Genomic DNA, 23079 nt, shown 5'->3' with positions numbered 1-23079 from the left:
TTACTGCTCGGGTGACCGCTTCATCCGAGAGGAACGGAGACCCTCGCATGACGAGCAGGACCGGACGGATGGCCTTGGCCCTCGTGGGAACGGCCGGACTGGTCGGCGCGCTCGCCGCGCCCGCCGCGGCGGCGGAGCCGGTGACGCTGGCCACGCCCTGCGTGCAGAAGGTGGCCGTCGTCAACAACGGCGGCTTCGTGATCAACTTCCAGCTGACCACCCGGGATGGGCAACTGTCGGCTCCGACCGACAACTATCCGATCAACCAGTGGCGGATCGTCGACCTGGCCTCGACGCCGTTCGCCGAGGGGGTGGACGTGCGACCGCTCGTGCACGCGCAGGCCGGGAACGACGTGCCCGGCAACGTGTTCGTCTCGTACTGCGCCAACGGGCAGACGGCGACGTACACGGCCAGCGGCACGACGACGAACTACACGGTCACGCTGCTCACATGACGACCTTGACGACCGTCGTGAGGACGAGCTGACCCAGCGCCACCGGCACGAGGACCAGCCAGCAGAGCCTCTGCAGCTGGTCCTCGCGCAGGCGCGGGTAGGCCACGCGGAACCAGATGATCACGAACGACACGGCGAAGACCTTGACCAGCGTCCACAGCCAGCCGAGCTGGTCGGCGAACGGGCCGTGCCAGCCGCCGAGGAACAGCACGGTGGTCAGCGCGGCAATCACGACGATGCCCACGTACTCGGCGAGCAGGAAGAACGCGAACCGCAGGCCGGTGTACTCGGTCATGTAGCCGAAGACCAGCTCGGAGTCCGCGATCGGCATGTCGAACGGCGGGCGGCGGATCTCGGCGAGCCCGGCGACGAAGAAGACGACCGCGGCGGGCGCCTGCCAGAGCAGCCACCACGGACGCCACGCCTCGACGATGCCGGGCAGGCTGAGCGTCCCGGCGGCCATGGCGACGCTGGCCGCGGCGAGCACCAGCGGCAGCTCGTAGCCGAGCAGCTGGGCGGCGCCACGCAGGCCGCCGAGCAGGCTGTACTTGTTGGCGGAGGCCCACGCGGACATCAGCACGGCGAGCACGCCGACACCGAGCACCGCGAGCACGAAGAACAGACCCACGTCGAGCGCCTGGGCGACGAGACCCCCGGGCCCGAGTGGGATGGCCAGCAGGACCAGCAGGTACGGGAAGAGGGCGACGATCGGCGCGAGCCGGAACACGCGCCGGTCGGCCAGGCCGGGCGCGACGTCCTCCTTCTGGACGAACTTCACGCCGTCCGCGACGAGCTGGGCCCAGCCGTGGAACGCGCCCGCGTACATCGGCCCGAGGCGGCCCTGCATGTGCGCCATGACCTTGTGCTCGGCCTGCCCGACGACGAGCGGCAGCACGAGGAAGGCGGCCACGACGGCGACCACCCGGACGAGAAGGTCGAGCCAGAGCGGCATCAGTCGGCGTCCTCGGGGCGCGGCGGCGCGAGCTCGGCGTCCTCCGGCGTCGCGGCCGGCTCGGGGTTGAGGCTTCCCGACGGGGAAGGGGCCTGCGGGCCGGCCTTGCGGGGCACGGGCGCATCCGGGTCCGGTGACGCCGCCGCGCGCCGGCGCTCTGCCGGACCCGACGGCGTGCGGGGGTCCTGGGGCGAGTCGGCGACGGGCGGCGACGCCGGGTCGGGCGCGGCGGGAGTGGCGGACCGCGGCCGGGCTCCGGCCGGGCGGGTGCGCCCTGCCGCGGCGGGGCGGGGCCGTTCGGTCGCGGGCGGCAGCTGACCCGCGTGCGGGCCCCACTCGTTCGGGTCGGGAACGCCCGGCGGGCGCATGGGGGCGCGCTTGGCCGTGCCGGCCTCGGACTCGCCGGGCTCCTTGGCGCCGGGCCACGCCTTGGCGACCCGGGACGCCAGCACGAACTCCTTGCGCAGCGGGTGGCCCTCGAAGCCCGGCGGCAGCAGCAACGGCCGCAGGTCGGGGTGGCGGGCGAACGTGATGCCGAACATCTCGTACGTCTCCCGCTCGTGCCACGCCGCGCCGGGGAACAGCTCGATCACCGACTCGATCACCGGGTTGTCGCGCTGCACGAGCGTGCGCAGCAGCAACGCGTGCCGGCGCCGGGTCGACCAGAGGTGGGCGACCACGCGGAAGCCCTCGTCGAGCTCGTCGACGGCGGAGAGCCAGTCGAAGTAGTCGCAGCCGAGCGCCCCGTTGTGCTTGGCCGTGCCGACCGTCTCCCACCAGCGGGCGACCGGGACGTCGACCACCGCCCGCTCGTGGCCGGGGCCACCGCCGGAGAGGCCGGCGACGATCTCGCCCGGCGGCGCGTCCGGGGAGTCGTCCGTCAGCAGCGCGACCAGCCGCTCGCCGACCTCTTCGGGAGTCATGCGGTCATCCTAGGGTCTGTCCCGCCGGCCTCGCTGCGGCGTGACCGGCAGGGCAGCCCCGGTGTCACAGGCCCGGCAGGCGCCCGTTGCGGAAGACGTCCACGAAGTCCTGGTGGTCCTCGCGGGCCTGGTCGCCGTAGCGGTGCGCGAACTCGACCAGGTGATCCACGAAGCCGGCCTCGTCCTTGTCGATCGCGGCCACGATCGCCTCCTCGGTGGAGAAGTCGACCAGGTCGTGGCTGGACTCGTCGTCGGCGACCGAGTGCATGCGGGCGACCGCGCGGCCCAGGTCGGCCAGGACGCCGGTCAGCTCCTCGGGCTCGTTGACGTCCGACCAGTCGAGGTCGGCCGCGTACGGCGACACCTCGGCGACCAGCTGGCCCACGCCGGCCAGCGTCGTGTACCCGACCCAGGGATCGGCGTGCGCCTGCAGGGCGTGCTGCGACTCGGCCGTACGGTGGCCCTGGTGCTTGAAGTACGACCGGACGCGCTCGTCGTCGATCCACCGCGCGACGGCCGGCACCTGCGCCTGCTTCATGTAGATGATGACGTCGTTCTCGAGGGCCTGGGTGTGCCCCTCGAGCAGCAGGTTGTAGGACGGCAGGCCGGCCGAGCCGATGCCGACGCCCTTGCGCAGCTTGATGTCCTTGATGTTGGTCGCCACCGGCTTGGTCGAGGTCGGCAGCGTCTCCAGGTAGCGGTCGAACGCCTCGCGCACGGCCGCGCCGGTGGGCTCGTCGACCTCGAAGACGCCGTCGGACAGCGTGAACCGGCGCTCGTAGTCGTCGATGGTCGTCTGCGCGGCGAGCAGGTCGATGCGGGTGTTGAGCCGCGCCTCCTGCAGCACGCGGCGCAGCACGCCGTCGGCGTTGCCGAGGGTGATCGAGCCGATCGCGTCGTCGCCGCCCTGCGCGATGGCCCGCAGTTCGGTCAGGTAGGAACGGGCGAAGCCGGTGACCAGCGCGGTGATGTTGTCGTCGGAGAGGGCCTTGGAGTAGCCGATCAGCGCCACGCTCGCCGCGAACCGTTTGAGATCCCAGGAGAAGGGCCCGACGTACGCCTCGTCGAAGTCGTTGACGTTGAAGACGAGCTGCCCGGACGAGTTCATGTACGTGCCGAAGTTCTCCGCGTGCAGGTCGCCGTGGATCCACACCCGGCTCGTCCGGTCGTCGAGGAAGCTGCTGTCGGCGTACGCGCCGGAGAGGTCGGCGTAGAACAGCGACGCGCTGCCCCGGTAGAACGCAAACGGCGACGCGGCCATCTTGCGGAACTTGCGCCGGAACGCCGCCGGATCGATGGCGATCAGCTCGCCGAATTCCCTGCTCAGAACGTCGATGATGAAGTCCGCGCGAGACTGTTCCGTCATAGTGCGGAGACTAGTCCCCACTTGCCATGGGCGGGGGCACCATCGGGGCAGACAACGCTGCCGCATCGGACCTGTTCGCCGCGGCCAGCGGGTCGGGCCGCGGCACACCGCCCGGCCCGGACTGCTCGGCGGCGATCTTCTCCTGCAGGCGCAGGATGCCGTGCAGCAGAGCCTCGGGCCGCGGCGGGCAACCCGGCACGTAGACGTCGACGGGGATGATCTGGTCGACGCCCTTGGTGACCGAGTAGGAGTCCCAGTAGGGCCCGCCGCAGTTGGCGCACGAGCCGAAGGAGATCACGTATTTCGGCTCGGGCATCTGGTCGTAGAGCCGCTTGATGGCCGGGGCCATCTTGTCGGTCACCGTGCCCGACACCACCATGAGGTCGGCCTGGCGGGGGCCGTGCGCGAACGGGATGACGCCCATCCGCATGAAGTCGTGCCGGCTCATGCTCGACGCGATGAACTCGATCGCGCAGCAGGCCAGCCCGAAGTTGAACACCCAGAGCGAGTAGCGGCGCCCCCAGTTCAGCACGAACCGGATGGGTTCCCCGAGCACTCCTGGCAGACCGGCCACGACGCCAACCTACTCCGTGACCGGGGCGGGTCGCTGCAGCAGGCTGAGGAAGCCGGTGAGCAGCGCCTCCCGCAGGGCGGGCGGCGCGACGTTCAGCAGCGAGTTGACGGCGGCCATGCGGGTGAAGTCGCCGCCGCCCAGACCGAGGCCCTCGGCCAGGCCGGCCACCAGGTCGGGAGTGACCATTTCGGGGCTGAGCGCGCCGGCCGCCTCGAGCAGCGCGGGCGGCAGGTCGACGGGACCGGCGGCCCGGGCGGCGGCCACCGCGTCGGCCAGGTCGGCGCCGAACGCCGCGACGGTGCCGGCGACGGAGGCGGTCACCGTGAGATGAATGGTGGCGGGCATGTCGGCGTACGCCATCTGGGGCTGGGTGTGCCAGCCACGCGCGGCGAGCTCGTCGGCCAGCACGAAGAGGTCGACGTCTTCGGATGCCAGGCACACCACGGTGGTCTCGGCCGGGGTGAACAGGCGTACGCCGTCGGTGGCCTCGACCGCGGCGGCGAGCACGGACACGGCCTCGCGGGTGCGGGCGGCCAGCTCGAGGTAGCCCGCGTCGCCGATGTGGCGCAGCGTGGCGAGCGCGGCGGCGATCGGGCCGCCGGAGCGGGTGGACGAGATCACCGGGTTGATCATCGTGTAGCCGGGCCAGCCGGCGTACGCGAAGTACTGCGGGAGGCGCAGCGCCTCGTCGCGGTGCAGCAGGATCGAGACGCCCTTCGGCGCGTAGGCGTATTTGTGCAGGTCGACCGAGATGCTGGTGACCCCCGGCACGCCCAGGTCGAACTCGGGCAGCTCGGTGCCGAGCCGGCGCAGATAGGGCAGCACCCAGCCGCCGAAGCACGCGTCCACGTGGAACCGCACGCCCCGCTCGGCCGCGACCGCCGCGATCTCGGGGATGGGGTCGACCACGCCGTGGGCATAGGAGGGCGCGGACGCGGCCACAAGCACGGTGTCGGGGCCGATCGCCGCGGCCAGGGCTGCCGGGTCGGCGCGCAGGTCGGCGCCGACGGGCACCACGTCGAGCGCGACCCGCAGGTAGTGGGCGGCCTTCGCGAACGCGGCGTGGGCCGTCGAGGGGACCACCAGCCGCGGGGTGGCCAGATCGGGGCGGGAGTCGCGGGCCGCCTTCACCGCGAGGATCAGCGACTCGGTGCCGCCGCTGGTGACGCTGCCGACCGTGCGCTCGTCGCCGCCCAGCAGCCGGGCGGCCGCGGCGACGAGGGCGTTCTCCATCGCGAGCAGCGACGGGAACGCGGTGGGGTCGAGCCCGTTGACGTGCGCGGAGATCGCGTGGGCCGCGCGGGCGAGGTCGTCGAGGCCGTCGAGCGCGGGGTCGTAGACGTACGCGAACAGCCGGCCACCGTGGGTGGGCAGGTCGGCGGCGCGCAGCTCCTGCAGCTCGGCCAGGACCTGCTCACCCGGAACGCCCTTGTCGGGCAGTGCCTCGAACATGGCGACGACGCTATCCCAGCGCGCCCGCGGCGAGGACCGCCGAAGGTACTGGGTCGAGGCAGTACCGATGGCGCTATCGCGAGACGTCGCGGTAGGCGCCCAATAGTGCGACCGCGGCGCCGACCAGCACGGCCGGCACGACGGTGAAACCGAGCAGCACGCCCAGGCGGGCGGTGCCGTCCTGGGTGGCGGCCTCGCCCGTGGAGGACGAGACGTAACCGAACAGCTGGAGGATCGATGCGTAAAGACCGGGGCCCAGCGCCAAGCCGAGGGTCTCCCCCGCGGTCCACAGGCCGGTGAAGACGCCGGCCTGGCGGCGGCCCGTGCGGGCCGTCTCGTGGGCGATGCAGTCCGGCAGCATGGCCAGCGCGAACACCTGCTGGCCGGCGTAGCCGACACCGATCACGGCCACGATCAGATACACGGCCACCGGCGGCAGCGCGGGTGCGGACAGCAGCGCCAGGGCTCCGGCGGCGAACAGCAGGGAGCCGGCGGCCAGCGAGCGGGGCTTGCCGAGGCGGGCGCCGACCCGCGTCCACAGTGGCATGACCAGCAGCGCCGGCCCCACGAACGCCGCGAACAGCACCGTGGCGCTGCCCACGACGTGGTCGGCGAAGTACTGCACGCCCGCGAGCATCGTGCCGATGCCGACCGCCTGGACGATCCAGAGGAGGAGCAGTACGCGGAACGGACCGTTGGCCGCGGCCAGCCGCAACTGGGCGCGCAGGCCGGGCTCCACCGCAGGAACCGTACGGGTTTCGGCGTGGCGGGTTCCGAAGTAGACGCCCAGCGTGCCGACGGCGATGAGCGCGCCCACGAAGACGCCGGCCCACCGGTGCCCGACGAGGCCGCCGCCGGTCTGCTCGACGACGAGCGGCGCCAGCGCGCCGGAGACGAGGATGGCGAACGCCAGCACGGCGACGCGCCAGGTCATCAGGCGGGTGCGCTCGGCGTAGCCGTCGGTGAGCTCGGCGGGCATCGCGACGTAGGGCACCTGGAAGAAGGCGTACGCGGTGGCGGCCGCGAGGAAGGAGACGGCGACGTATGCGCCCGCACCCGCGCCGCTGCGCACCGGGCCCGCGAAGATGGCGGCGAACAGCACGGCGAGCAGCAGCCCGGCGACCAGCAGGAACGGGCGCCGGTCGCCGCGACGGTCCGAGATGCGGCCCGCGATCGGGTTGACCAGGACGTCCCAGGCCTTGGGCAGCAGCACCAGCAGGCCCGCGACGCCAGCCGCCACACCCGATGTATCGGTCAGATAGGGCAGCAGGAGCAGCCCCGGCACGGTGCCGAACGCGCCGGTGACCAGCGAACCGAGGGAATATCCGGCCAAAGTACGACGAGGCAGGGCGGCCGCCGCCCGTACGCCAGGAGAGGGATCAGCGGTCGCCATGGACGCGGATGGTAACCACGATCATCCGAACGCGCCTACGCTTCGCCGCATGACAAAGGTTGCGGCGGGGGTTGCCGCCAGTCACCCGGCCACGGCGGCGGCCGGTCTGCGGGTCCTGCGGGACGGGGGCACGGCGGCGGACGCAGCGGTCGCGGCGGTGCTGGCCTGCTGCGCGGCCGAGACGATCTACACGGGGCTGGGCGGCGGCGGGTTCGCCACCTACTTCGACGCGGTCACCGGCGAGGTCACCTGCCTCGACTTCTTCGTCGCGGTGCCGGGCACCGACGGCGACCGCGAGGCCGGCCCGATGGTCGCGGTCGACGTGTTCTTCGGCGGGATGCCGCAGGTCTATTCGATCGGCGGCGCCAGCGTCGCGGTCCCGGGCGTGCCGGCGGGCTGCGGCGAGGTGCACCGGCGCTGGGGACGGCTGCCCTGGGCCGAGGTCGTGGCTCCGGCGATCGAGCTGGCGGCCGCCGGCGTGCCGGTGCCGCCCGCGCACGCGCAGACGCTCGACGCGTGCGCGCCCGCGCTGGCCTGGGGTGAGGGCGCGAAGGTCTACACGCCCAACGGCCGCCACCTGCAGGGTGGTGACCTGCTGTTCCACGACGGGCTCGGCACGGCGATGACCCGGCTGGCCGAGGCGGGGCCCGGCATCTTCTACACCGGGGCCTACGCCGGGGTCATGGTCGACGCGGTGCGCGCCGCCGGCGGCTGCCTGGGCCCCAAGGACCTGGCCGACTACCGGGTGCTGGAGACGCCGGTCGACCACGCGACGCTGGCCGGGCACCGGGTGCTCGCCCGGCACGACATGAACCGCGTCGTGGACACGATCGCCGCCCTGCCCGCCGACCTGTCGCGCCCGGGCCGCGCGGTCGAGGTCGCCGGTGCGCTGCGGGACAGGGGGCGGCAGAAGATCGGCGACACCACCAACGTCTCGGTCGTGGACGCCGACGGCAACGCCTGCGTGATCACGACGACGCTGGGGCTGGGCTCCGGGGTGTGGCTGCCCGGCCTGGGGATCAACCTCAACTCGATGCTCGGTGAGGGCGAGCTGATCACCGACGACATGGTGCCGGGCAAGCGGATGTCGTCCAACATGTGCCCGCTCGTGGTGATCGACCCGGAGGGCCGGCTCGCCGTGGCGGCGGGGTCGGCGGGGGCCAGCCGGATCCGTACGGCGCTGATCGGCACGCTGCTCGGCGTGCTGGTCGACGGCCTGGACATGACCGAGGCGATCGCGCGGCCGCGCTACCACGTCGTGGACGACACCGTGCACGCCGAACCGGGCTGCCCCCGCGACGAGCTCGCCGCGCTGGCCGCCGCCGGCTGGCGGATCAAGCAGTGGCCGGGGCTCAACCACTACTTCGGCGGCGTGACCGCGGTGGGTCAGGCCGGCGCCGCGGGCGATCCCCGCCGCGCCGGCGTCGGGCTGCTGCTCTGAGAGCCTGTGGATAACTCCCGCCCGCTTTCTCGCGGGGCGTAGGGTCGTCCCCACCCCGGGTGGGCGGGGGAGGCGGTGGCCCACCGGAGATCGTCGGCGCGACGGGGTCACATGCGGCGCTCGGCGATGGCCCGGGCGTCGTCGGCGGTCTCGCGGATGCCGACCTCGAGCGGGGTGGGCTGCAGGCCGAAGGTGCGCTCGGTGAGCGAGCTGTCCAGGTGGAACGGCGCGTAGAACTGGTAGTCCATCTCGGCCAGCTCGCGTGCCATCGGGTTGACCAGCCCGGCCGTGCGCATCACGAAACGCGGCAGCTTGTGGATCGTGAGCCGGGGCTTGCCGACCAGGTCGCAGTACCGGTCGGCCAGCGAGCGGATCGTGACGGCGGGGTTGGTCGGCGTGTGCCAGGCGCGGCCCCAGGCCCGCTCGTCGTGCGCCAGGGCGATCATGGTGCGGGCCTGGTCGCCGGTGTAGGTGAAGCTGTGCGGCAGGTCGGCGTCGCCGGGCACCCACGCGGCGCGGCCCGAGTTGATCGCGGGCAGCAGCGCGGACGAGAACACGCCGACCGCGCCGGCGCCAAGGTAGTCCGAGCCGCGGACCTCGACCGTGCGGACGCCGCTGGCCAGGGCGTCGCGCCACATCTTGATCCGTACCTTGCCCTTGCGGCCCACGGCGGCCATCGGGCTGTTCTCGGTCATGTGGCCGCCGGGCTGGGGCCCGTACACGTAGAGGTTGCCGGTGAGCACGTAGACCGCGCCGGCCGCCTTCGCCGCGGCGATCATCGCATCGTTCAGCGGGAACCAGAGCTTCTCCCACTCCGTGTAGCGCGGGTTGGCGCAGTTGAACAGCGTCGCGGCGTCCTGCGTGAGCTCGGTGAGCCGGCGGGCGTCGGAGGCGTCCGCGGCGACGCGCTCGACCAGCGGGTGCTCCGGACCGCCACCGCTGCGGGTGACCATCCGTACGCGGTCGCCCCGCTCGACGAGCTGGCGCGCGATGGAGGAGCCGATCGGGCCGGAACCGACGATGACGTGAGTCGACATAACTGCTCTCCTTAGTGAGCACTGCTCTCTGACGAGAACAACGATACGCATCTAGCGGCGAAAATCAAGAGCAGTGCTCTCGCTATGGCACACTGGTCTCCATGAGCGCCCAAGGAGTACGCGCCCGCGTGCGCGCCGAGATGACCGAAGAGATCAAGGCGGTGGCCCGCCGGCATCTGGCCACCGACGGCGCGAACCTGTCGCTGCGCGCGGTCGCCCGCGACCTGGGCATGGTCTCGTCCGCGGTCTACCGCTACTTCGCGAGCCGCGACGACCTGCTGACCGCGCTCATCATCGACGCGTACAACTCGCTCGGGGACGCGACCGAGGCAGCGGCGGCCGCGGCGGGCGACCTGTCCGCGCTCGGCAGGTTCCTGGCCATGACCCATGCCGTACGGGAATGGGCCCTCGCCGATCCGCACCAGTGGGCGTTGATCTACGGCAGCCCGGTGCCCGGCTATCAGGCGCCGCAGGACACGATCGGCCCCGCCACCCGGGTGATCCTGCTCATCGCGAACCTCGTCCGGGACGCGTACGTCGCGAACGAGCTCGCCGCCCGCGAACCGATCACCGGCCGGTACGCCGAGGAGCTCAGCGCGGTCGCCGAGCAGTACACGCCGGGCGCGCCGCCGCACCTGGTCGCCGCCGCGATGTCGGCCTTCGTCCATTTGAGCGGCGCGATCAGCGCCGAGCTGTTCGGCCAGCTCGTGGGCTCGGTGGAGGAGGACCGCCGCGGCTTCTTCGAGTACCAGATGCGCGGCGCCGCCTCCCTCATCGGGATGACCGCAGCGCCCTGAGCACATGCCCGCCGGGCGTGTCGGGCGGCACGTCGGTCCGGCCGAAGAAGCGGGCCGCCAGCTGCGCGGGACCGAGGTCCTCGATCTCGTCGAAGCCCAGGGCGCCCAGCCGTCCCGCGATCTCGTCCGGCTCGAAGTAGGTCAGCCACGGCTCCCCCAGCCGGGCCGCCCGGGTCGCCCGCGCCTCGAGCGCCTCGCGCCGTCCGGGCGGCATCCCCGCGGGGTCCTGCGCGTAGTCGAAGACGACCTCGTTGCCCGGCCGCGCGGCGACCACCCGCAGCGTCTCCTCGAAGCCGGCGCCGGTCAGATAGGGCACCACACCCAGCCAGAGGAAGAACGCGGGCGCGTCGAGCGCGAGCCGGTCGGCCAGCGACTCGCGTTCGAGGTCCACGCCGAGATAGCGCACCGACGGCGGCACCGTGATCCCCGCCTCCGCCAGGCGGTCGTGCTTCCAGGCCTGCGTGTCCGGGTGGTCGACCTCGGTGACGCGCAGCCCGGGATGCGGATTGCGGTAGGCGAAGGTGTCCAGGCCCGCGCCGAGAACGACCAGCTCCCGTACGCCCCGGGAGACCGCCACGGCCAGCGCGTCCTCGGCGAACCGCGTGCGCGCGGCGATGAACACACGCATCGCCCGGCGCGGCGCGTCCGCGAGCAACTGCCCCTCCGGTACGCCGAGAATGCGCACGGCCAGCGGATCCGTGAAGATCCGGCCCTGCTCGAGGATCTGGTGCGCCGCCCGGTAGCGGGCCGCGCTCATCGCCGTACGGCTGGGTTGTCCGCGCTCCATCAGGGCTGCCACCCCGCCCTCGCCATGTCCACGTGCTCGCCCTTCAGCGGTACGCCCTCGGACAGCAGCCGCTGGCGGGCCTCCTGCTCGTGCCCGGGTGGCAGCCGCCCGGAGCTGGTGACGACCCGGTGCCACGGGACGCCGCCGCCGTGCCGCGCCATGATCGTGCCGACCGCGCGGGCGGAGTTGCGGCCGGAGACGTCGGCCAGGGCGTCGGCGACCGCGCCGTACGACATCACCCGGCCCTCGGGGATCCGCTCCACGAGTGAAAGCACCTCTTCGACGTACTCCTGCGGTGTCACCCGGGCCACGATATGGGATCTCGGCCGGTTTCCGTCGGCCCGTCCGAGCACAATTGGCCGGTGCGCGAAGTGGTGACCGGTGCGCGCCGGATCGTGGTCAAGGTCGGCTCCTCGTCGCTGACCACGGCCTCCGGCGGAATCGACGAGCAGCGCGTCGACGCGTTGGTCGACGCGCTCGGCGGGCTCGCCGCCGACGGACGTGAGGTGGTGCTGGTCTCCAGCGGCGCGATCGCCGCCGGCCTGGCCCCGCTCAACCTGCGCCGGCGGCCGCGCGACCTGGCCACCCAGCAGGCGGCCGCCTCGGTGGGGCAGGGCCTGCTGATCGGGCGCTACACGGCCGGCTTCGCCCGGCACGGCCTGCGCGTCGGCCAGGTGCTGCTCACGGTCGACGACGTGACCCGGCGCGCGCACTACCGCAACGCGTACCGGACCCTGCGCAAGCTGCTCGACCTGGGCGCGCTGCCGATCGTGAACGAGAACGACACGGTCGCCACCGAGGAGATCCGCTTCGGCGACAACGACCGGCTCGCCGCGCTGGTCGCCGCGCTGGTGCAGGCCGACCTGCTCGTGCTGCTCTCCGACGTGGACGCGCTCTACACCGGCAGCCCGTCCGATCCGTCGTCGCGCCGGATCGCGTACGTGGGCAGCGAAGCCGACCTCGAGGGCATCAGCATCGCCACGCCCGGCAAGTCGGGCGTCGGCACCGGCGGCATGGTGACCAAGGTGGAGGCCGCCCGCATCGCCACCGGGTTCGGCATCCCCGTGGTGCTCACGGCCGCTCCCCTGGCCGCCGCCGCGCTGGCCGGCGACGACGTCGGCACGCTGTTCCGCCCCGCCGACAACCGTCCCACCGCCCGGCTGTTCTGGCTCGCGCACGCCACCGCCCCGCGCGGGCGGCTGCACCTGGACCCGGGCGCGGTCGCCGCGGTGGTGGCCCGGCGCAAGTCGCTGCTGCCCGCCGGCATCACCGCCGTCGATGGCTCGTTCGCCGCCGGCGACCCCGTCGACCTGGTCGATGCGGGCTCGGGTGCGCCGGTCGCCCGCGGCCTGGTCAACTACGATGCGATCGAACTGCCCGCGCTGCTGGGGCGCACCACCGGAGAGCTGGCCGCCGCGCTGGGGCCGGGATACGAACGAGAGGTCGTGCACCGCGACGACCTCGTCCTGCTCTGACCAAGGGGTACCCATGAGCACCGTCCTGCAGCAGGCCGCCGACGCCCGCGTGGCCGCCATCGACCTCGCCGCCGCCACCCGCGCCGAGAAGGACCGCGCGCTGCTGCTGATGGCCGACCGGCTGGTCGAGCGCTCACCCGACGTCGTGGCGGCCAACGAGGTCGACGTGGCGAACGCGCGCGCCGCGGGCCTGTCCGAGGCGGTGATCGACCGGCTGACGCTGACCCCGGCGCGGGTCGAGGCGATGGCCGACGGCCTGCGCCAGCTGGCCGCGCTGCCCGACCCGGTGGGCGACGTGGTGCGCGGCTCGACGCTGGCGAACGGCCTCGAGCTGCGGCAGGTGCGGGTGCCGTTCGGCGTGGTGGGCATCATCTACGAGGGCCGGCCCAACGTGACCGCCGACGCCGCGGGCATCTGCCTCAAGTCGGGCAACGCGGCGCTGCTGCGCGGCTCCGGCTCGGCGCTCAGCTCCAACGCCGCGATCGTCGCGGTGCTGCGCAAGGCGGTCGCCGACAGCGGTCTGCCGGCCGACGCGATCCAGCTGCTCGACGCGACCAGCCGCGACTCCGTCAAGGAGCTGATGCGGGCACGCGGGCTCGTCGACGTGCTGATCCCGCGCGGCGGCGCCTCGCTGATCAAGGCAGTCGTCGAGGAGTCCACGGTCCCGGTGATCGAGACCGGGGTGGGCAACTGCCATGTGTACGTGGATGAGGCGGCCGACCTCGAGAAGGCGCTCGCCGTCGCAGTCAACTCCAAGACCCAGCGACTGTCCACCTGCAACACTGCCGAGTCGCTGCTCGTGCACGCCGAGATCGCGGACCGGTTCCTGCCTCTGGTGCTGACCGCGCTGGCCGAGGCCGGCGTGACGGTGCACGGCGACCCGCGGGTGGCGGCCTACTCCGACGACGTGGTGCCGGCCACCGAGGAGGACTGGGGCACGGAGTACCTGTCCGCCGACCTCGCTGTCGCGGTGGTCGACTCGCTGGACGACGCGCTCGACCACATCCGCCGCTACGGCACGGGCCACACCGAGGCCATCGTGAGCGAATCGGTGACGGCGACGCGGCGCTTCACGGCCCGCGTCGACGCGGCCGCCGTGATGGTGAACGCCTCCACCCGCTTCACCGACGGCGGCGAGTTCGGCTTCGGCGCCGAGATCGGCATCAGCACCCAGAAGCTGCACGCCCGCGGCCCGATGGGGTTGCCCGAGCTGACGTCCACAAAGTACGTCGTCACGGGCAACGGCCACATCCGGCGGTAGTCGCTCAGGAGGCCGACGGAGAGGGCGACGCCTCCGCTTCCGCTTCGCGGTCCGACGACTTCGCCGCCTTCGGCTCATTGGTGTGATCAGAGTTGCCAGGCCCGGTCGGCGTAGTCGTCGTGGCCGGGGAACTGGGGGTCGCGGTGGTCGCGCTCGGGGTCGGGCTCGCGGTCGTCGGCCTCGGCGTCGGGCTCACAGTCGTCGGATTCGGAACCGGTGTCGGAGCCACTGTCGTCGATGCGGGAGCCGGCGTCGGCGCTACAGTCGTCGGGCTGGGAGCCGACGTCGGAGCAGCAGTTGTCGGGCTCGGGCCCGGAACTCGGGCCGGATCGGCCGGCCGGCCGACTGTCGCCGGCGCGGAAACTCCTGCCGGGGATTGCCAGTCGTCACCGACGAGTGTCACAACCGCATACAGCCAGCGGCCGTCGGGAACGTTGCCCTCTGTGCAGTGACTTCGGGTGAGAACCCCCGCGCAGCCCCCTTCAGCGGCATCCTTCGCCCCGGTAGTGGCGTTGATGCGGGTGACGCGATAGCCGCGAACGGATGCCCCTTTGGGGAGGATCATCGAGGGCCAATCCAGCGAGACCGAGGAGCCGTTCGCGTCCACAGCGGGAACGCCGGTGCCTGGCAGCTCGGCGGCGTGGGCAGTCACGGTTGCAGTGTCGCTGCCTGTGGACCAGGCGGCCAGGGCGGCACCGGGCATAGCAAGTAAGGCGGCCACCGTAAGGCCGGCTCCGGCCATGACATGCGTCGTGTGCGACAGCCTCATCTCAGCCCTTCCAGTCAGGGTGGTGCTGCGGAGGTGACAGCATGTCCGCCACCTCCGCAACCGACTGCGTTAAGTTAGGCGCTCACACCGTTGACCGTGACCGCGTAAGTGAACTTGGCTCCCTGGCAGAAGTCGTTCGCCTTGTTGGTCATCGTCACGGCAGCCGGCACCTCGAGGATCAGCTGCCCGTTCTTCGGGACCTCCTTGCCGGCCGCGAGGGCGCCGACGTTAGGGCTCAGGACGATGGCCTCGTCCGCGTTGCACCCGGAGTCCTTGCCGCTGACGCCGCCGCCGAGGTTGCCGAACGACTTTTGGAGGGTCATGCCGGTGAGCTTGACCGGGAAGGGGTTGGGGTTGTTGATGGTGACCTTGCCGGTAGCGCTGCCGCCCGGGTAGAGGTCGCCGACAGTAACGGTTCCGTCGAAGTTGAGCGCCTGCGCGTTCGTGGCCGAGGCCTCGATGTTTCCGGCACCCCTGACGGACCACGCGGCGTACGCGGCGCCGGCACCAACGGTGACAGCGAGGGCGGCTCCAACAACAGCGGCGTGCTTGACAGACTTACGCATTTGAGGCGTTCCTCCGAAGTAGATACTGCTTCGAGGCGCCGGTTTCGCCACTGACTCCCCGCCGGACTGTGGCGACCAAACTTCATCGCCCAGCGGATCTTCGTCTCGCCTTAGGCCCCCGTCGGGCCTGCAACAACTATGGCTTACCTGTGGCTTTGCCACCAATAGCCTAAGTAACTGTCCGTGACGTCGCCCGGGTAGCAGGACCGTAGCCATTCGGCCCTTTTCGGGTGCAATCCGGTTGCAGCCGTTGACGGGCTCACTGTGCGTGAGGTCAGCGACAGGCGCGCAGCACGGTGAGGGTCGTGTTCACGTCGAAGATCGGGCCTTCGGCGCTGTCCCAGCCGCCGTCGGAGCGCTGGGTCTCGCCGAGGCGTTTACGGGCGCTCTGCAGCAGCCAGTCGTCGCCGAGGTTGATGCGGCGCAGCGCGGCGGCCATCGAGGCGACGTCGGCGGGGGCCATGTCGGGCAGGCGGTCGCCCAGCACGAGCTGCACGCGCGCCGACTCGTAGAAGTACTGCTGGCCGTAGAGCAGGCCCGCCGCGTGCCAGCCGGCGGCGAGGAACGACGGCCACGTGCCGTCCGGGCGGATCTGGTTGACCACCCAGGTGGCGGCGGCGCCGAGCGTGCGGCCGTAGCGGGCGGGCACGTCGAAGTTGGGGTGCGCCTCGTACTCGGCGAGGGTCATCCAGAAGCCGGCCACGGCGGTGAGGTAGAGCGTGGCCTCGGGGTCGCCCGGCATGGCCCACACGGGCGCCTCGGGGGCCAGTTCCTCGGCCTCCTGCCACGTGCCGTCGGGCCGCTGCACGCCGGCCAGCCAGGCCAGGGCGCGGTCGACCGGCTCGCCGTGCAGGCCGCCGAGGTCGTCGAGCTCGTTGAGGCGGAAGCAGGTGGCGTCGATCGAGGCGATCGTGCCGTCGGTGGACGCGGGCCAGCCGCCGTTCTCGGCCTGACCGGCCACGATGCGGTCGATGATGAGCGGGTCGGGCCGCTGGCCGGTGCGCAGATATGACAGGCGCGCCCGCTCGACCGGGTCGCCGTGGGCGACGACGTAACCGATCGCGGAGTCGATATCTACCACGTCCGTGACGCTACAACGCGTTCCTGGATTTCGCTGCTGGGAAGCCGCCTCAACGGCTCCCCAGCATGACGACCATCAATACGACGGCTGCGAGGGGTCGACCGTGTTGACCCACGAGACGATGCCGCCCTGCACGTGCACGGCGTCCTTGAAACCGGCCGCCTTGAGGGCCGCCAGCGCCTCGGCCGAGCGGACGCCCGACTTGCAGTGCAGCACGATCTGCCGGTCCTGCGGGAAGCGCGACAGCGCCTCACCCGAAAGGATCTCGCCCTTGGGGATCAGCGTCGCGCCGGGGATGCGGTTGATCTCCCACTCGGCGGGCTCGCGGACGTCGACGAGGAACAGGTCCTTGCCGGAGTCCTGCCAGTCCTTGAGCTCGCGGGCGGTGATCGTCGCGTCGAGCGTGGCCTCCTGCGCCTCCTCGGAGACGGCGCCGCAGAAGTCCTCGTAGTCCTCGAGCAGGTCGGTGACGGTGGGGTTCTCGCCGCAGAGCGCGCAGTTCGGGTCCTTGCGGACCTTGATCTTGCGGTACTCCATCTCGAGGGCGTCGTAGACCATCAGCTTGCCGACCAGCGGCTCGCCGATGCCGGTGAGCAGCTTGATCGCCTCGTTGACCTGAATCGAGCCGATCGACGCGCACAGCACGCCCAGCACGCCGCCCTCGGCGCAGCTCGGCACCATGCCGGGCGGCGGGGGCTCCGGGTAGAGGCAGCGGTAGCAGGGCCCGTGCTCCTCCCAGAAGACGGAGGCCTGGCCGTCGAAGCGGTAGATCGAACCCCAGACGTACGGCTTGCCGAGCAGCACGGCGGCGTCGTTGACCATGTAACGCGTCGCGAAGTTGTCGGTGCCGTCGACGATCAGGTCGTACTGGCTGAAGATCTCCTTGACGTTGTCGCGGTCGAGCGCGGTGTTGTGGATGACCACGTTCACCAGCGGGTTGACCTCGGCAATGCTCGCCGCGGCGGACTCGGCCTTGGGCCGGCCGATGTCGGAGACGCCGTGGATGATCTGGCGCTGGAGGTTCGACTCGTCGACGGTGTCGAAGTCGACGATGCCGAGCGTGCCGACGCCCGCGGCGGCCAGGTACAGCAGCGCCGGGGAGCCGAGGCCACCCGCGCCGACGACCAGGACCTTCGCGTTCTTCAGCCGCTTCTGACCGTCCATCCCGACATCCGGGATGATCAGGTGCCGCGAGTAACGGCGGATCTCATCGATCGACAGCTCTGCGGCCGGCTCGACGAGCGGGGGCAGTGCCACGTTAACTCCCCGGGTTGGCGGTAAGGATCGGCCACCATTGTCACTCGCGACGGGGCTGAGCGGCCATGACGTTGGACACCGGCCCGACATGCGGGACACGGGAATTTTCCCCGGCGTTCACAGCGCGGGGCCGGTCAGCAGCTTGCCGTCGAGGCGGGGCCAGGCGTACGGCCGGCAGCCGCGCAGCGTCAGCGTCTGCTGCACCATCACGGGCGCCGGGCCGCCCGCCCGGGGGCAGTTCTGGTGGTGGTGCCCCAGCTCGTGACCGACCTCGTGGTTGATCACGTATTTCCGGTAGGTGGAGAGGGGAACCTTCGCGTCCACGTACGTGGGCGCGGACCGACGCCACCGGTCGAGGTTGATGATCGCCTTTCCGGTGGTCCGGCACGACGTGTACGGGCGGCCGCCGACCCGGATGTTCGTGCCGCCCGCCAGGCACATCCGGCCGGCCGTGTCCCGGGTCGCGAGGTAGACCGTGAAGTCGGCCGCGTCCGAGCCGGCGACCATCTGCAGGCGCAGCTGGCCGCCGCCGATCCAGCTGCGGTCGTCGCCGAGGATCGCGGCCACCTGCTCGGCGAACGTGCCGGCGTCCTCGTTGCTGCCCTTCTCGACCGCCACCCGGAACCGGCGCAGCTGCCCCTTGGCGCCGCGCACCGGGCCACGCTCGGTGGCGTACGTGAATGTGCCCGTGCCGTGCGACGGCACCGCACCCGGCAGCTGGAGCAGGCTCGCCGGCGGGGTGGTCTCCGCGGGCTTCCGGGGCGGCTTGGTGAGGCTCTCCACCTGTGGGCCTGCGGCCGCCGGCGCCGAACTGGCGACCGTGACCGCCGGGGACGGGGTGTCGCCCTCCTCGAGGCGGCGGCCCACGGCGGCGCCGCCCGCGACCAGGACCACCACGGCGAAGCCGGCCAGCCACCACTTTCGCCACCGGCCGCGGCCGGGCGGCGGCGCCGGGGCGGGCGGGGCCGTGAGTTCGCCGATCATCGTCCGCCAGCGTCGCACACGCCGCCGGACGATGTCTGCCCGCAGTGGATCTTGTGAGATCCGCGTCGCGGTCTATCCTCCCACCGGGGAACCGACGTCGTCGAGCAGGCCGACGACCGCGCGGGCGACCAGCCGCGGCACCTCCATCTGGGCGACGTGGCCGACGCCGGGCAGCATCAGCAGCCGCGCGTCGGGGATCGAGCGGGCCACCTGCGGCGGTACGCGCGGGTCGACCAGCTTGTCGCCCAGCCCGCCGACGACGAGGGTGGGCGCCTGCACCCGGGCGGCCAGCCGCCACTGCGAGTTGGCGCCGGGCAGATAGGCCCGCACGAAGCTGGACACCAGGCCGCGCAGCGTGCCGAGGTAGGCCTTGGGATAGTGCGCCACGGTGTAGCGCAGCCGGATCTCCTCCATCGCCTCGGCGCGGCGCTGCGGCGTGACCTTGCGGGTGTCGCCGAAGCACGCCGCGAGCACCTGCTCGGCCATCTCCTCGGCGGTCAGCCGCGAGAACGCCCACCCGAGCACACGGTCGGCGCGCGGCAACGCCAGCAGGGGCAGCGCGCGGGCCTGAGCCGTACGGCGGGGGTCGAGGAACGGCATGGCCGGAGAGATCAGCGAGAGCGTACGCACGAGGTCCGGCCGCAGGGCAGCCACGCGCACCGCGATCGAGCCGCCCAGCGAGTTGCCGACGAGGTGCACCGGCCCCCGCCCGTCGTGCTCGAGATAGGCGATCAGCGTCTCCGCGAACGACGGGATCGAGTAGCGCGGGCTCGGGTCGCTGTAGCCGAACCCGGGCAGGTCGACGGCCTGCGCGTCGAACCGGTCGGCGAGCAGCCCGGCGAAGTCGGTGAAGTTCTGCGACGAGCCGCCGAGCCCGTGCACATAGACGGCCGGCTCCGCGCCGGGCCGGGTCGCGGGGGTGTCGCGGACGTGCAGCATCGCCCCGTTGACGGTGACCTGTCGCGGGGGCCAGGGTGCTGGTGCTTCGCCCTCGGGCAGCAGCGCGCTGTCGGGGGCCAGGATGGCGCCTTTCATCGGGTCAAGAGTGCCTCAAGCCGGCGGTTCACCGCCGCCAGAGTGGCGCGCACCATGGCGTGCCGGTCGTCGCTGGTCACCACGGCCGAGCCGGCCAGCTGCTCCACCCAGCCGCCGCACGAGAGCAGCAGCACGACCACCGCGACCTGGGCGGCGCCGAACGGCACGGCGGCGGCGTGCTCGACGAAGCAGCGGGCCGGGCCGTCCGGGTGGTCGGACTCGGCGAGCAGGTCGTCGACCGCGCCGGCCGTGGCCATCGCGCAAAGGCGAAGCAGGTAGCCGTCGACGGCGGGGCCGCTCGCGACACCCGACGCGGTACGGTCGCCGACGGCCAGCCGGACCTCGACCGTCGCGTCGGAGCCGAACGTGTTGACGTGCACGTTCTCGATGACCACGCGCGGCGCCGGGTGCTCGTTGGGATAGAGCGGGCGGGGCGGTCCGCAGTCGGCGCCCGTGGGCACCACCTCGGCCGACTCGTCGACCTCGGGGACCAGGCGGGCCGCGGCGGCGTGGCGGTCGCGGGCCTCCCGCTCGCGCGCCTCGCGCTCCCTGGTCTCGCGAGCCTGGCGCTCGGCGGTCTCGCGCTGCTGGTGGCGGTCGACCGGCGACTCCACGGGCGGGGCGGAGACCGGGGGCGCCGAGACCGGTTCGGCGGTGCGCGCCCGGGGCGCCGGAGCCGGCGGGGAGACCGGGGCCGGCGCGGGGACCGCCGACGCGGGGGCGGGCGGCGAGACCGGAACAGCGGCGGGCGGGGGTGTGGGCGCGGACTCGGCGGGAGGCGCGACGGGCACCTCGCCGGGCATGGCCGCGTCGAGACCCATCCGGTCCTGCAGGAGGCGGGCCACGCGGCGGCTCACCTCGGCCGGGTCGGCGCCCTCGGCGAGGTCGAGCCGCAGGCTGTGCGCGCCGGTCGCAGTCGAGCGCAGCGACGCGTCGCGCACCCCGTCGACCTCGCGCACCGCGGCCAGGATCGCCTGCACGTCGAAACCTTCCTGCCTTTCCTGGACCGGCAGCACGTCACCGCGGCGCAGGTGGGTGGCGATCCGGGCGAGCGCGGGCGTCTCGGCGGTGGCCTCCGCCATCGGCTCGGGTACGCCCTTGGGCACGTCGGGCTGGGCCGGGACGCGCTGGGGCAGGCCGCGGGGGCGCTGCTCGACGGGGGCGCCGAGGCGCGCGGTCGTCTCGCCGAAACCGGAATAGGTCGCCGGCGGCGCCGGAGAGGCGGGCGCCGGGGGCTCGTACGGCTGCGGCTCGTACGCCTTGGGAGCCTCGTAGGGCTTCGGGACCTCGTACCGGCGCTGCGGCTCGTACGGCGCGGGGGGCTCGTAGGACAGGCGGCGCGGGAAGCTCGACGGGTCGTACGCGGGCCGGGCCGGGCCGGGCTCCTCGGAGGACAGCCGCGGCACGCCCTGCACCGGAGTGCCGGCGGCGGCGTGGCGGGCGGGCTCGAGAGTGGTGTGCTCGGCGGTTCCCCAGTCGGCACGGCGGCCACCGCCCGGAGTCGCCGGGCGCACCAGCGGCACGGCGGCGCGCTGCTGCGCGATCGGCGTCGGCGGCGGCAGCGGGTCGGCGGGCTCCTCGTCGAGATCGCCCTCGTACGGGTAGGGCGGGGCGCTGCTCGGCGTCGGGACGTCGTAGGCGCGCAGACCGGCGGACACGTTCCCGCTGCCGGTGCCGGGCTCGCGGGCGGCCGGCGGCGCGGGCGAGGCCGGCTCGGGCGCCGACGGCTGCGACGAGCGGGACGTCAGCGGGCTCAGCAGCTCGGAGAACCGCGAGCGGTCCCACCGCGAGCCGGGCGCCGGCGAGACGGACTCCCCGGACGGGGGAATTTCGCCACTCTGCTGGGCGTCGACGAAGCCCGGCGGCGTGGGCGCCGGAACGCTCGAGGACGGCTGGGCCGGGATGGGCTGGGCCGGCATGGGCTGGGCCGGGACCGGCTGGGCCGGGACGGGGTGATCCGAGGGCAACGCCGGCGAGGGCAACGCCGAAGACGGAAATGCCGGATTACGCGGGAACGAGCGCGTCTCGCCGCCCGGCCGGCGCCAGGCCGGCACGTCGGCGTCGGCATCGGTTCCGGGCGCCGTGTACGACCAGGGACTGTCCGACGTCGCCCAACCGTTCATCCGCTTGCGCTCACGCGCATCGGCACCGTTGCCGCTGTCGGCGGCTCCGGCGTCTCCGGAATGCTCTGGTTCATCCACCGCGTGCTCCTCGCTCGCCCTCGCTGAGGCTACCGTGTCCTTGCAGTGGCGATAAGTTGCAGCGTCGGCACAATTGACTGCCGAGAAGCAAGACGCGCCGAACCGGGCAATCCGCGCCGGCAAACGGGGTACGTACCCCCTGGAGGTTCGAGGAACATGACTGCTGCGTCCGGCGGAGCTCAGACGGCCCGTCCCACCCGTCTGCCCCGCTCCGCGCGCCGCAAGCAGCTGCTCGCGGCGGCTCAGCAGATCTTCGTCGCGCACGGCTACCACGCCGCGGCGATGGACGACATCGCCGAGCGCGCCGGGGTCTCCAAGCCGGTGCTCTACCAGCACTTCCCCGGCAAGCTCGAGCTCTATCTGGCGCTGCTGGACACCCACTGCGACGCGATAATCGCCAAGGTTCGCGACGCCATGCTGGCCACCTCCGACAACAAGGAGCGGGTCAAGGGCGCCGTGCGGGCGTACTTCGACTTCATGGACCACGAGAGCGAGGCGTTCCGGCTGGTCTTCGAGAGTGACCTGCGCAACGACCCGCAGGTGCGCCAGCGGGTGGAGCGGGTCGAGCAGGGCTGCATCGCCGCGGTCACCGACACGATCATCTCGGACACCAACCTCACCGCCGACGCCGCCCAGCTGCTGGCCTCGGGCCTCGTGGGGGCGGCCGGGCAGTCCGCTCAGTACTGGCTCGCCAACGGAAGGCGTACGCCCAAAGCTGAAGCCGAAGCGCTCGTAGCTGCGCTGATCTGGCGCGGGATCGCCAGCTTCCCGCTCCAGGGTGGCGCATCGGGCGGCACCCCCGCCGAAATCGGATAACCTTGCACGCGGCAAGACCCGCGAAAAGGAGGGCCCCGTGGAGGTCAAGATCGGCGTGCAGCACACGCCGCGTGAGCTGGTGCTCGAGAGCGCTCAGACCCCGGCGGAGGTCGAGCAGGCCGTGACCGAGGCGATGGCCAAGGACAGCGTGCTTTCGCTCACGGACGAGAAGGGCCGCAAGGTGATCATCCCGATCGCCAAGGTGGCATACGTGGAGATCGCGGAGTCGAACGCGCGGCCGTTCGGCTTCACCGTCCGCTGAGGTTGGTTTCCCGTCGCGGAGGGCGTCCCCCTGGGGGCGCCCTCCGCGCGCTTGAGCCCCCGAATTCCGCCTTGAAGTGCAAAAGCTTCCCGTCGGGTAGACTGGCAGCGTTGCCGTCGACGTCGATCTTCACCGATCGCCGCGGCGACCTGCGCGTGCGGCCCGCTCTCAGCGTGTGGCCCGCGCCCTATCCAG

Annotated in this window: 22 protein-coding genes; 7 read left to right on the top strand and 15 right to left on the bottom strand. The window is 72.5% G+C overall.

Translation table 11 applies throughout. The features are described from left to right. Positions 1–47 precede the first annotated feature (47 nt). Entirely contained in the window at positions 48–455 is a 408-nt protein-coding gene (locus tag ACSNN8_RS16605) for a hypothetical protein (RefSeq protein ID WP_436650107.1), read from the top strand. Here ACSNN8_RS16605 and ACSNN8_RS16600 read toward each other — a convergent pair. The 6 genes from ACSNN8_RS16600 to ACSNN8_RS16575 form a co-directional block, all read right to left on the bottom strand. Continuing rightward, positions 448–1407 carry a complex I subunit 1/NuoH family protein gene (locus ACSNN8_RS16600; protein WP_436650106.1) on the bottom strand — a complete coding sequence of 320 codons (960 nt, stop codon included), beginning with the start codon at positions 1405–1407 and terminating at the stop codon, positions 448–450. The two genes, ACSNN8_RS16605 and ACSNN8_RS16600, sit on opposite strands and share 8 nt — an antisense overlap. Continuing rightward, positions 1407–2330, bottom strand: a complete 924-nt coding sequence (locus ACSNN8_RS16595) for an NADH-quinone oxidoreductase subunit C (protein WP_436650105.1) — start codon at positions 2328–2330, stop codon at positions 1407–1409. Before ACSNN8_RS16595 ends, ACSNN8_RS16600 begins: the two co-directional genes overlap by 1 nt. A gap of 64 nt (positions 2331–2394) precedes the next feature. After that, a complete protein-coding gene (locus ACSNN8_RS16590; RefSeq protein WP_436650104.1) occupies positions 2395–3696 on the bottom strand; it encodes a DUF2252 domain-containing protein in 1302 nt (433 codons plus the stop codon). A gap of 10 nt (positions 3697–3706) precedes the next feature. Then, positions 3707–4270, bottom strand: a complete 564-nt coding sequence (locus ACSNN8_RS16585) for an NADH-quinone oxidoreductase subunit B (RefSeq protein ID WP_436650103.1) — start codon at positions 4268–4270, stop codon at positions 3707–3709. 9 nt (positions 4271–4279) lie between these two features. Further along, positions 4280–5722 (bottom strand): pyridoxal phosphate-dependent decarboxylase family protein, encoded by a 1443-nt coding sequence (locus tag ACSNN8_RS16580; RefSeq protein WP_436650102.1) that lies wholly within the window; start codon positions 5720–5722, stop codon positions 4280–4282. A 73-nt stretch (positions 5723–5795) separates the two neighbouring features. Beyond that, a complete protein-coding gene (locus ACSNN8_RS16575) occupies positions 5796–7115 on the bottom strand; it encodes an MFS transporter (protein ID WP_436650101.1) in 1320 nt (439 codons plus the stop codon). Positions 7116–7164: 49 nt separating this feature from the next. Between ACSNN8_RS16575 and ACSNN8_RS16570 the strand changes: the two genes are divergently transcribed. After that, on the top strand, positions 7165–8556 hold the full coding sequence (locus ACSNN8_RS16570; RefSeq protein ID WP_436650100.1) for a gamma-glutamyltransferase: 1392 nt from the start codon (positions 7165–7167) through the stop codon (positions 8554–8556). Between the two features lie 107 nt (positions 8557–8663). Here the strand turns inward: ACSNN8_RS16570 and ACSNN8_RS16565 are convergent, their stop codons facing one another. After that, a complete protein-coding gene (locus ACSNN8_RS16565; RefSeq protein ID WP_436650099.1) occupies positions 8664–9593 on the bottom strand; it encodes an NAD-dependent epimerase in 930 nt (309 codons plus the stop codon). 101 nt (positions 9594–9694) lie between these two features. Here ACSNN8_RS16565 and ACSNN8_RS16560 point away from each other — a divergent pair, with 101 nt between their 5' ends. Further along, entirely contained in the window at positions 9695–10390 is a 696-nt protein-coding gene (locus ACSNN8_RS16560; protein ID WP_436650098.1) for a TetR/AcrR family transcriptional regulator, read from the top strand. Here ACSNN8_RS16560 and ACSNN8_RS16555 read toward each other — a convergent pair. Together ACSNN8_RS16555 and ACSNN8_RS16550 are read right to left on the bottom strand one after the other, a co-directional pair. After that, a complete protein-coding gene (locus ACSNN8_RS16555; protein ID WP_436650097.1) occupies positions 10365–11177 on the bottom strand; it encodes a class I SAM-dependent methyltransferase in 813 nt (270 codons plus the stop codon). The two genes, ACSNN8_RS16560 and ACSNN8_RS16555, sit on opposite strands and share 26 nt — an antisense overlap. Further along, positions 11177–11479: an MGMT family protein gene (locus ACSNN8_RS16550; protein WP_436650096.1), complete on the bottom strand. Its 303-nt coding sequence runs from the start codon at positions 11477–11479 to the stop codon at positions 11177–11179. The genes ACSNN8_RS16555 and ACSNN8_RS16550 overlap by 1 nt, the downstream gene beginning before the upstream one ends. A 12-nt stretch (positions 11480–11491) precedes the next feature. On the opposite strand from ACSNN8_RS16550, the gene proB reads away from it, so the two are divergent. Both proB and ACSNN8_RS16540 read left to right on the top strand, forming a co-directional pair. Continuing rightward, the gene (proB, locus tag ACSNN8_RS16545) at positions 11492–12652 is read left to right on the top strand and encodes a glutamate 5-kinase (protein WP_436650095.1); all 1161 of its coding nucleotides are present in this window, start codon (positions 11492–11494) and stop codon (positions 12650–12652) included. Positions 12653–12665: 13 nt separating this feature from the next. After that, on the top strand, positions 12666–13913 hold the full coding sequence (locus tag ACSNN8_RS16540) for a glutamate-5-semialdehyde dehydrogenase (protein ID WP_436650094.1): 1248 nt from the start codon (positions 12666–12668) through the stop codon (positions 13911–13913). An 843-nt stretch (positions 13914–14756) separates the two neighbouring features. Here the strand turns inward: ACSNN8_RS16540 and ACSNN8_RS16535 are convergent. The 6 genes from ACSNN8_RS16535 to ACSNN8_RS16510 all read right to left on the bottom strand — a co-directional run bounded on the left by ACSNN8_RS16535 (position 14757) and on the right by ACSNN8_RS16510 (position 21524). Further along, positions 14757–15248, bottom strand: coding sequence for a hypothetical protein (locus ACSNN8_RS16535; protein ID WP_436650093.1), 492 nt, complete (start codon positions 15246–15248; stop codon positions 14757–14759). A gap of 274 nt (positions 15249–15522) precedes the next feature. Further along, a complete protein-coding gene (locus ACSNN8_RS16530) occupies positions 15523–16329 on the bottom strand; it encodes a prenyltransferase/squalene oxidase repeat-containing protein (RefSeq protein ID WP_436650092.1) in 807 nt (268 codons plus the stop codon). Between the two features lie 75 nt (positions 16330–16404). Beyond that, entirely contained in the window at positions 16405–17586 is a 1182-nt protein-coding gene (moeZ, locus tag ACSNN8_RS16525) for an adenylyltransferase/sulfurtransferase MoeZ (protein WP_436650091.1), read from the bottom strand. Positions 17587–17703: 117 nt separating this feature from the next. Then, on the bottom strand, positions 17704–18570 hold the full coding sequence (locus ACSNN8_RS16520; RefSeq protein ID WP_436650090.1) for a DUF3152 domain-containing protein: 867 nt from the start codon (positions 18568–18570) through the stop codon (positions 17704–17706). A 72-nt stretch (positions 18571–18642) separates the two neighbouring features. After that, positions 18643–19605 carry an alpha/beta fold hydrolase gene (locus ACSNN8_RS16515; protein WP_436650089.1) on the bottom strand — a complete coding sequence of 321 codons (963 nt, stop codon included), beginning with the start codon at positions 19603–19605 and terminating at the stop codon, positions 18643–18645. Further along, positions 19602–21524 carry a Daple gene (locus tag ACSNN8_RS16510; RefSeq protein ID WP_436650088.1) on the bottom strand — a complete coding sequence of 641 codons (1923 nt, stop codon included), beginning with the start codon at positions 21522–21524 and terminating at the stop codon, positions 19602–19604. Before ACSNN8_RS16510 ends, ACSNN8_RS16515 begins: the two co-directional genes overlap by 4 nt. Positions 21525–21962: 438 nt before the next feature. On the opposite strand from ACSNN8_RS16510, the gene ACSNN8_RS16505 reads away from it, so the two are divergent. Together ACSNN8_RS16505 and ACSNN8_RS16500 are read left to right on the top strand one after the other, a co-directional pair. Then, positions 21963–22622 carry a TetR/AcrR family transcriptional regulator gene (locus ACSNN8_RS16505; protein ID WP_436650087.1) on the top strand — a complete coding sequence of 220 codons (660 nt, stop codon included), beginning with the start codon at positions 21963–21965 and terminating at the stop codon, positions 22620–22622. A gap of 37 nt (positions 22623–22659) precedes the next feature. Then, positions 22660–22884 carry a DUF3107 domain-containing protein gene (locus ACSNN8_RS16500; protein WP_436650086.1) on the top strand — a complete coding sequence of 75 codons (225 nt, stop codon included), beginning with the start codon at positions 22660–22662 and terminating at the stop codon, positions 22882–22884. Positions 22885–23079: the final 195 nt, after the last annotated feature.

It is taken from the genome of Actinoplanes sp. URMC 104 (genome assembly GCF_051386375.1).
GTDB lineage: Bacteria > Actinomycetota > Actinomycetes > Mycobacteriales > Micromonosporaceae > Actinoplanes.
The sequence above is the reverse complement of the archived record's forward strand: the minus strand, read 5'-3'. Positions and strand labels throughout refer to the sequence as shown.

Excerpts from the sequence above, each read along its gene's own strand:
- proB (WP_436650095.1), top strand. The coding sequence starts at position 11,492 with ATGGGATCTCGGCCGGTTTCCGTCGGCCCGTCCGAGCACAATTGGCCG.
- ACSNN8_RS16605 (WP_436650107.1), top strand. The coding sequence starts at position 48 with ATGACGAGCAGGACCGGACGGATGGCCTTGGCCCTCGTGGGAACGGCC.
- ACSNN8_RS16555 (WP_436650097.1), bottom strand. The coding sequence starts at position 11,177 with ATGGAGCGCGGACAACCCAGCCGTACGGCGATGAGCGCGGCCCGCTAC.
- ACSNN8_RS16565 (WP_436650099.1), bottom strand. The coding sequence starts at position 9,593 with ATGTCGACTCACGTCATCGTCGGTTCCGGCCCGATCGGCTCCTCCATC.
- ACSNN8_RS16595 (WP_436650105.1), bottom strand. The coding sequence starts at position 2,330 with ATGACTCCCGAAGAGGTCGGCGAGCGGCTGGTCGCGCTGCTGACGGAC.
- ACSNN8_RS16540 (WP_436650094.1), top strand. The coding sequence starts at position 12,666 with ATGAGCACCGTCCTGCAGCAGGCCGCCGACGCCCGCGTGGCCGCCATC.
- ACSNN8_RS16600 (WP_436650106.1), bottom strand. The coding sequence starts at position 1,407 with ATGCCGCTCTGGCTCGACCTTCTCGTCCGGGTGGTCGCCGTCGTGGCC.
- ACSNN8_RS16535 (WP_436650093.1), bottom strand. The coding sequence starts at position 15,248 with ATGCGTAAGTCTGTCAAGCACGCCGCTGTTGTTGGAGCCGCCCTCGCT.
- ACSNN8_RS16510 (WP_436650088.1), bottom strand. The coding sequence starts at position 21,524 with ATGCCGGCCCAGCCCATCCCGGCCCAGCCGTCCTCGAGCGTTCCGGCG.
- ACSNN8_RS16570 (WP_436650100.1), top strand. The coding sequence starts at position 7,165 with ATGACAAAGGTTGCGGCGGGGGTTGCCGCCAGTCACCCGGCCACGGCG.
- ACSNN8_RS16560 (WP_436650098.1), top strand. The coding sequence starts at position 9,695 with ATGAGCGCCCAAGGAGTACGCGCCCGCGTGCGCGCCGAGATGACCGAA.
- ACSNN8_RS16580 (WP_436650102.1), bottom strand. The coding sequence starts at position 5,722 with ATGTTCGAGGCACTGCCCGACAAGGGCGTTCCGGGTGAGCAGGTCCTG.
- ACSNN8_RS16575 (WP_436650101.1), bottom strand. The coding sequence starts at position 7,115 with ATGGCGACCGCTGATCCCTCTCCTGGCGTACGGGCGGCGGCCGCCCTG.
- ACSNN8_RS16590 (WP_436650104.1), bottom strand. The coding sequence starts at position 3,696 with ATGACGGAACAGTCTCGCGCGGACTTCATCATCGACGTTCTGAGCAGG.
- ACSNN8_RS16505 (WP_436650087.1), top strand. The coding sequence starts at position 21,963 with ATGACTGCTGCGTCCGGCGGAGCTCAGACGGCCCGTCCCACCCGTCTG.
- ACSNN8_RS16520 (WP_436650090.1), bottom strand. The coding sequence starts at position 18,570 with ATGATCGGCGAACTCACGGCCCCGCCCGCCCCGGCGCCGCCGCCCGGC.
- ACSNN8_RS16515 (WP_436650089.1), bottom strand. The coding sequence starts at position 19,605 with ATGAAAGGCGCCATCCTGGCCCCCGACAGCGCGCTGCTGCCCGAGGGC.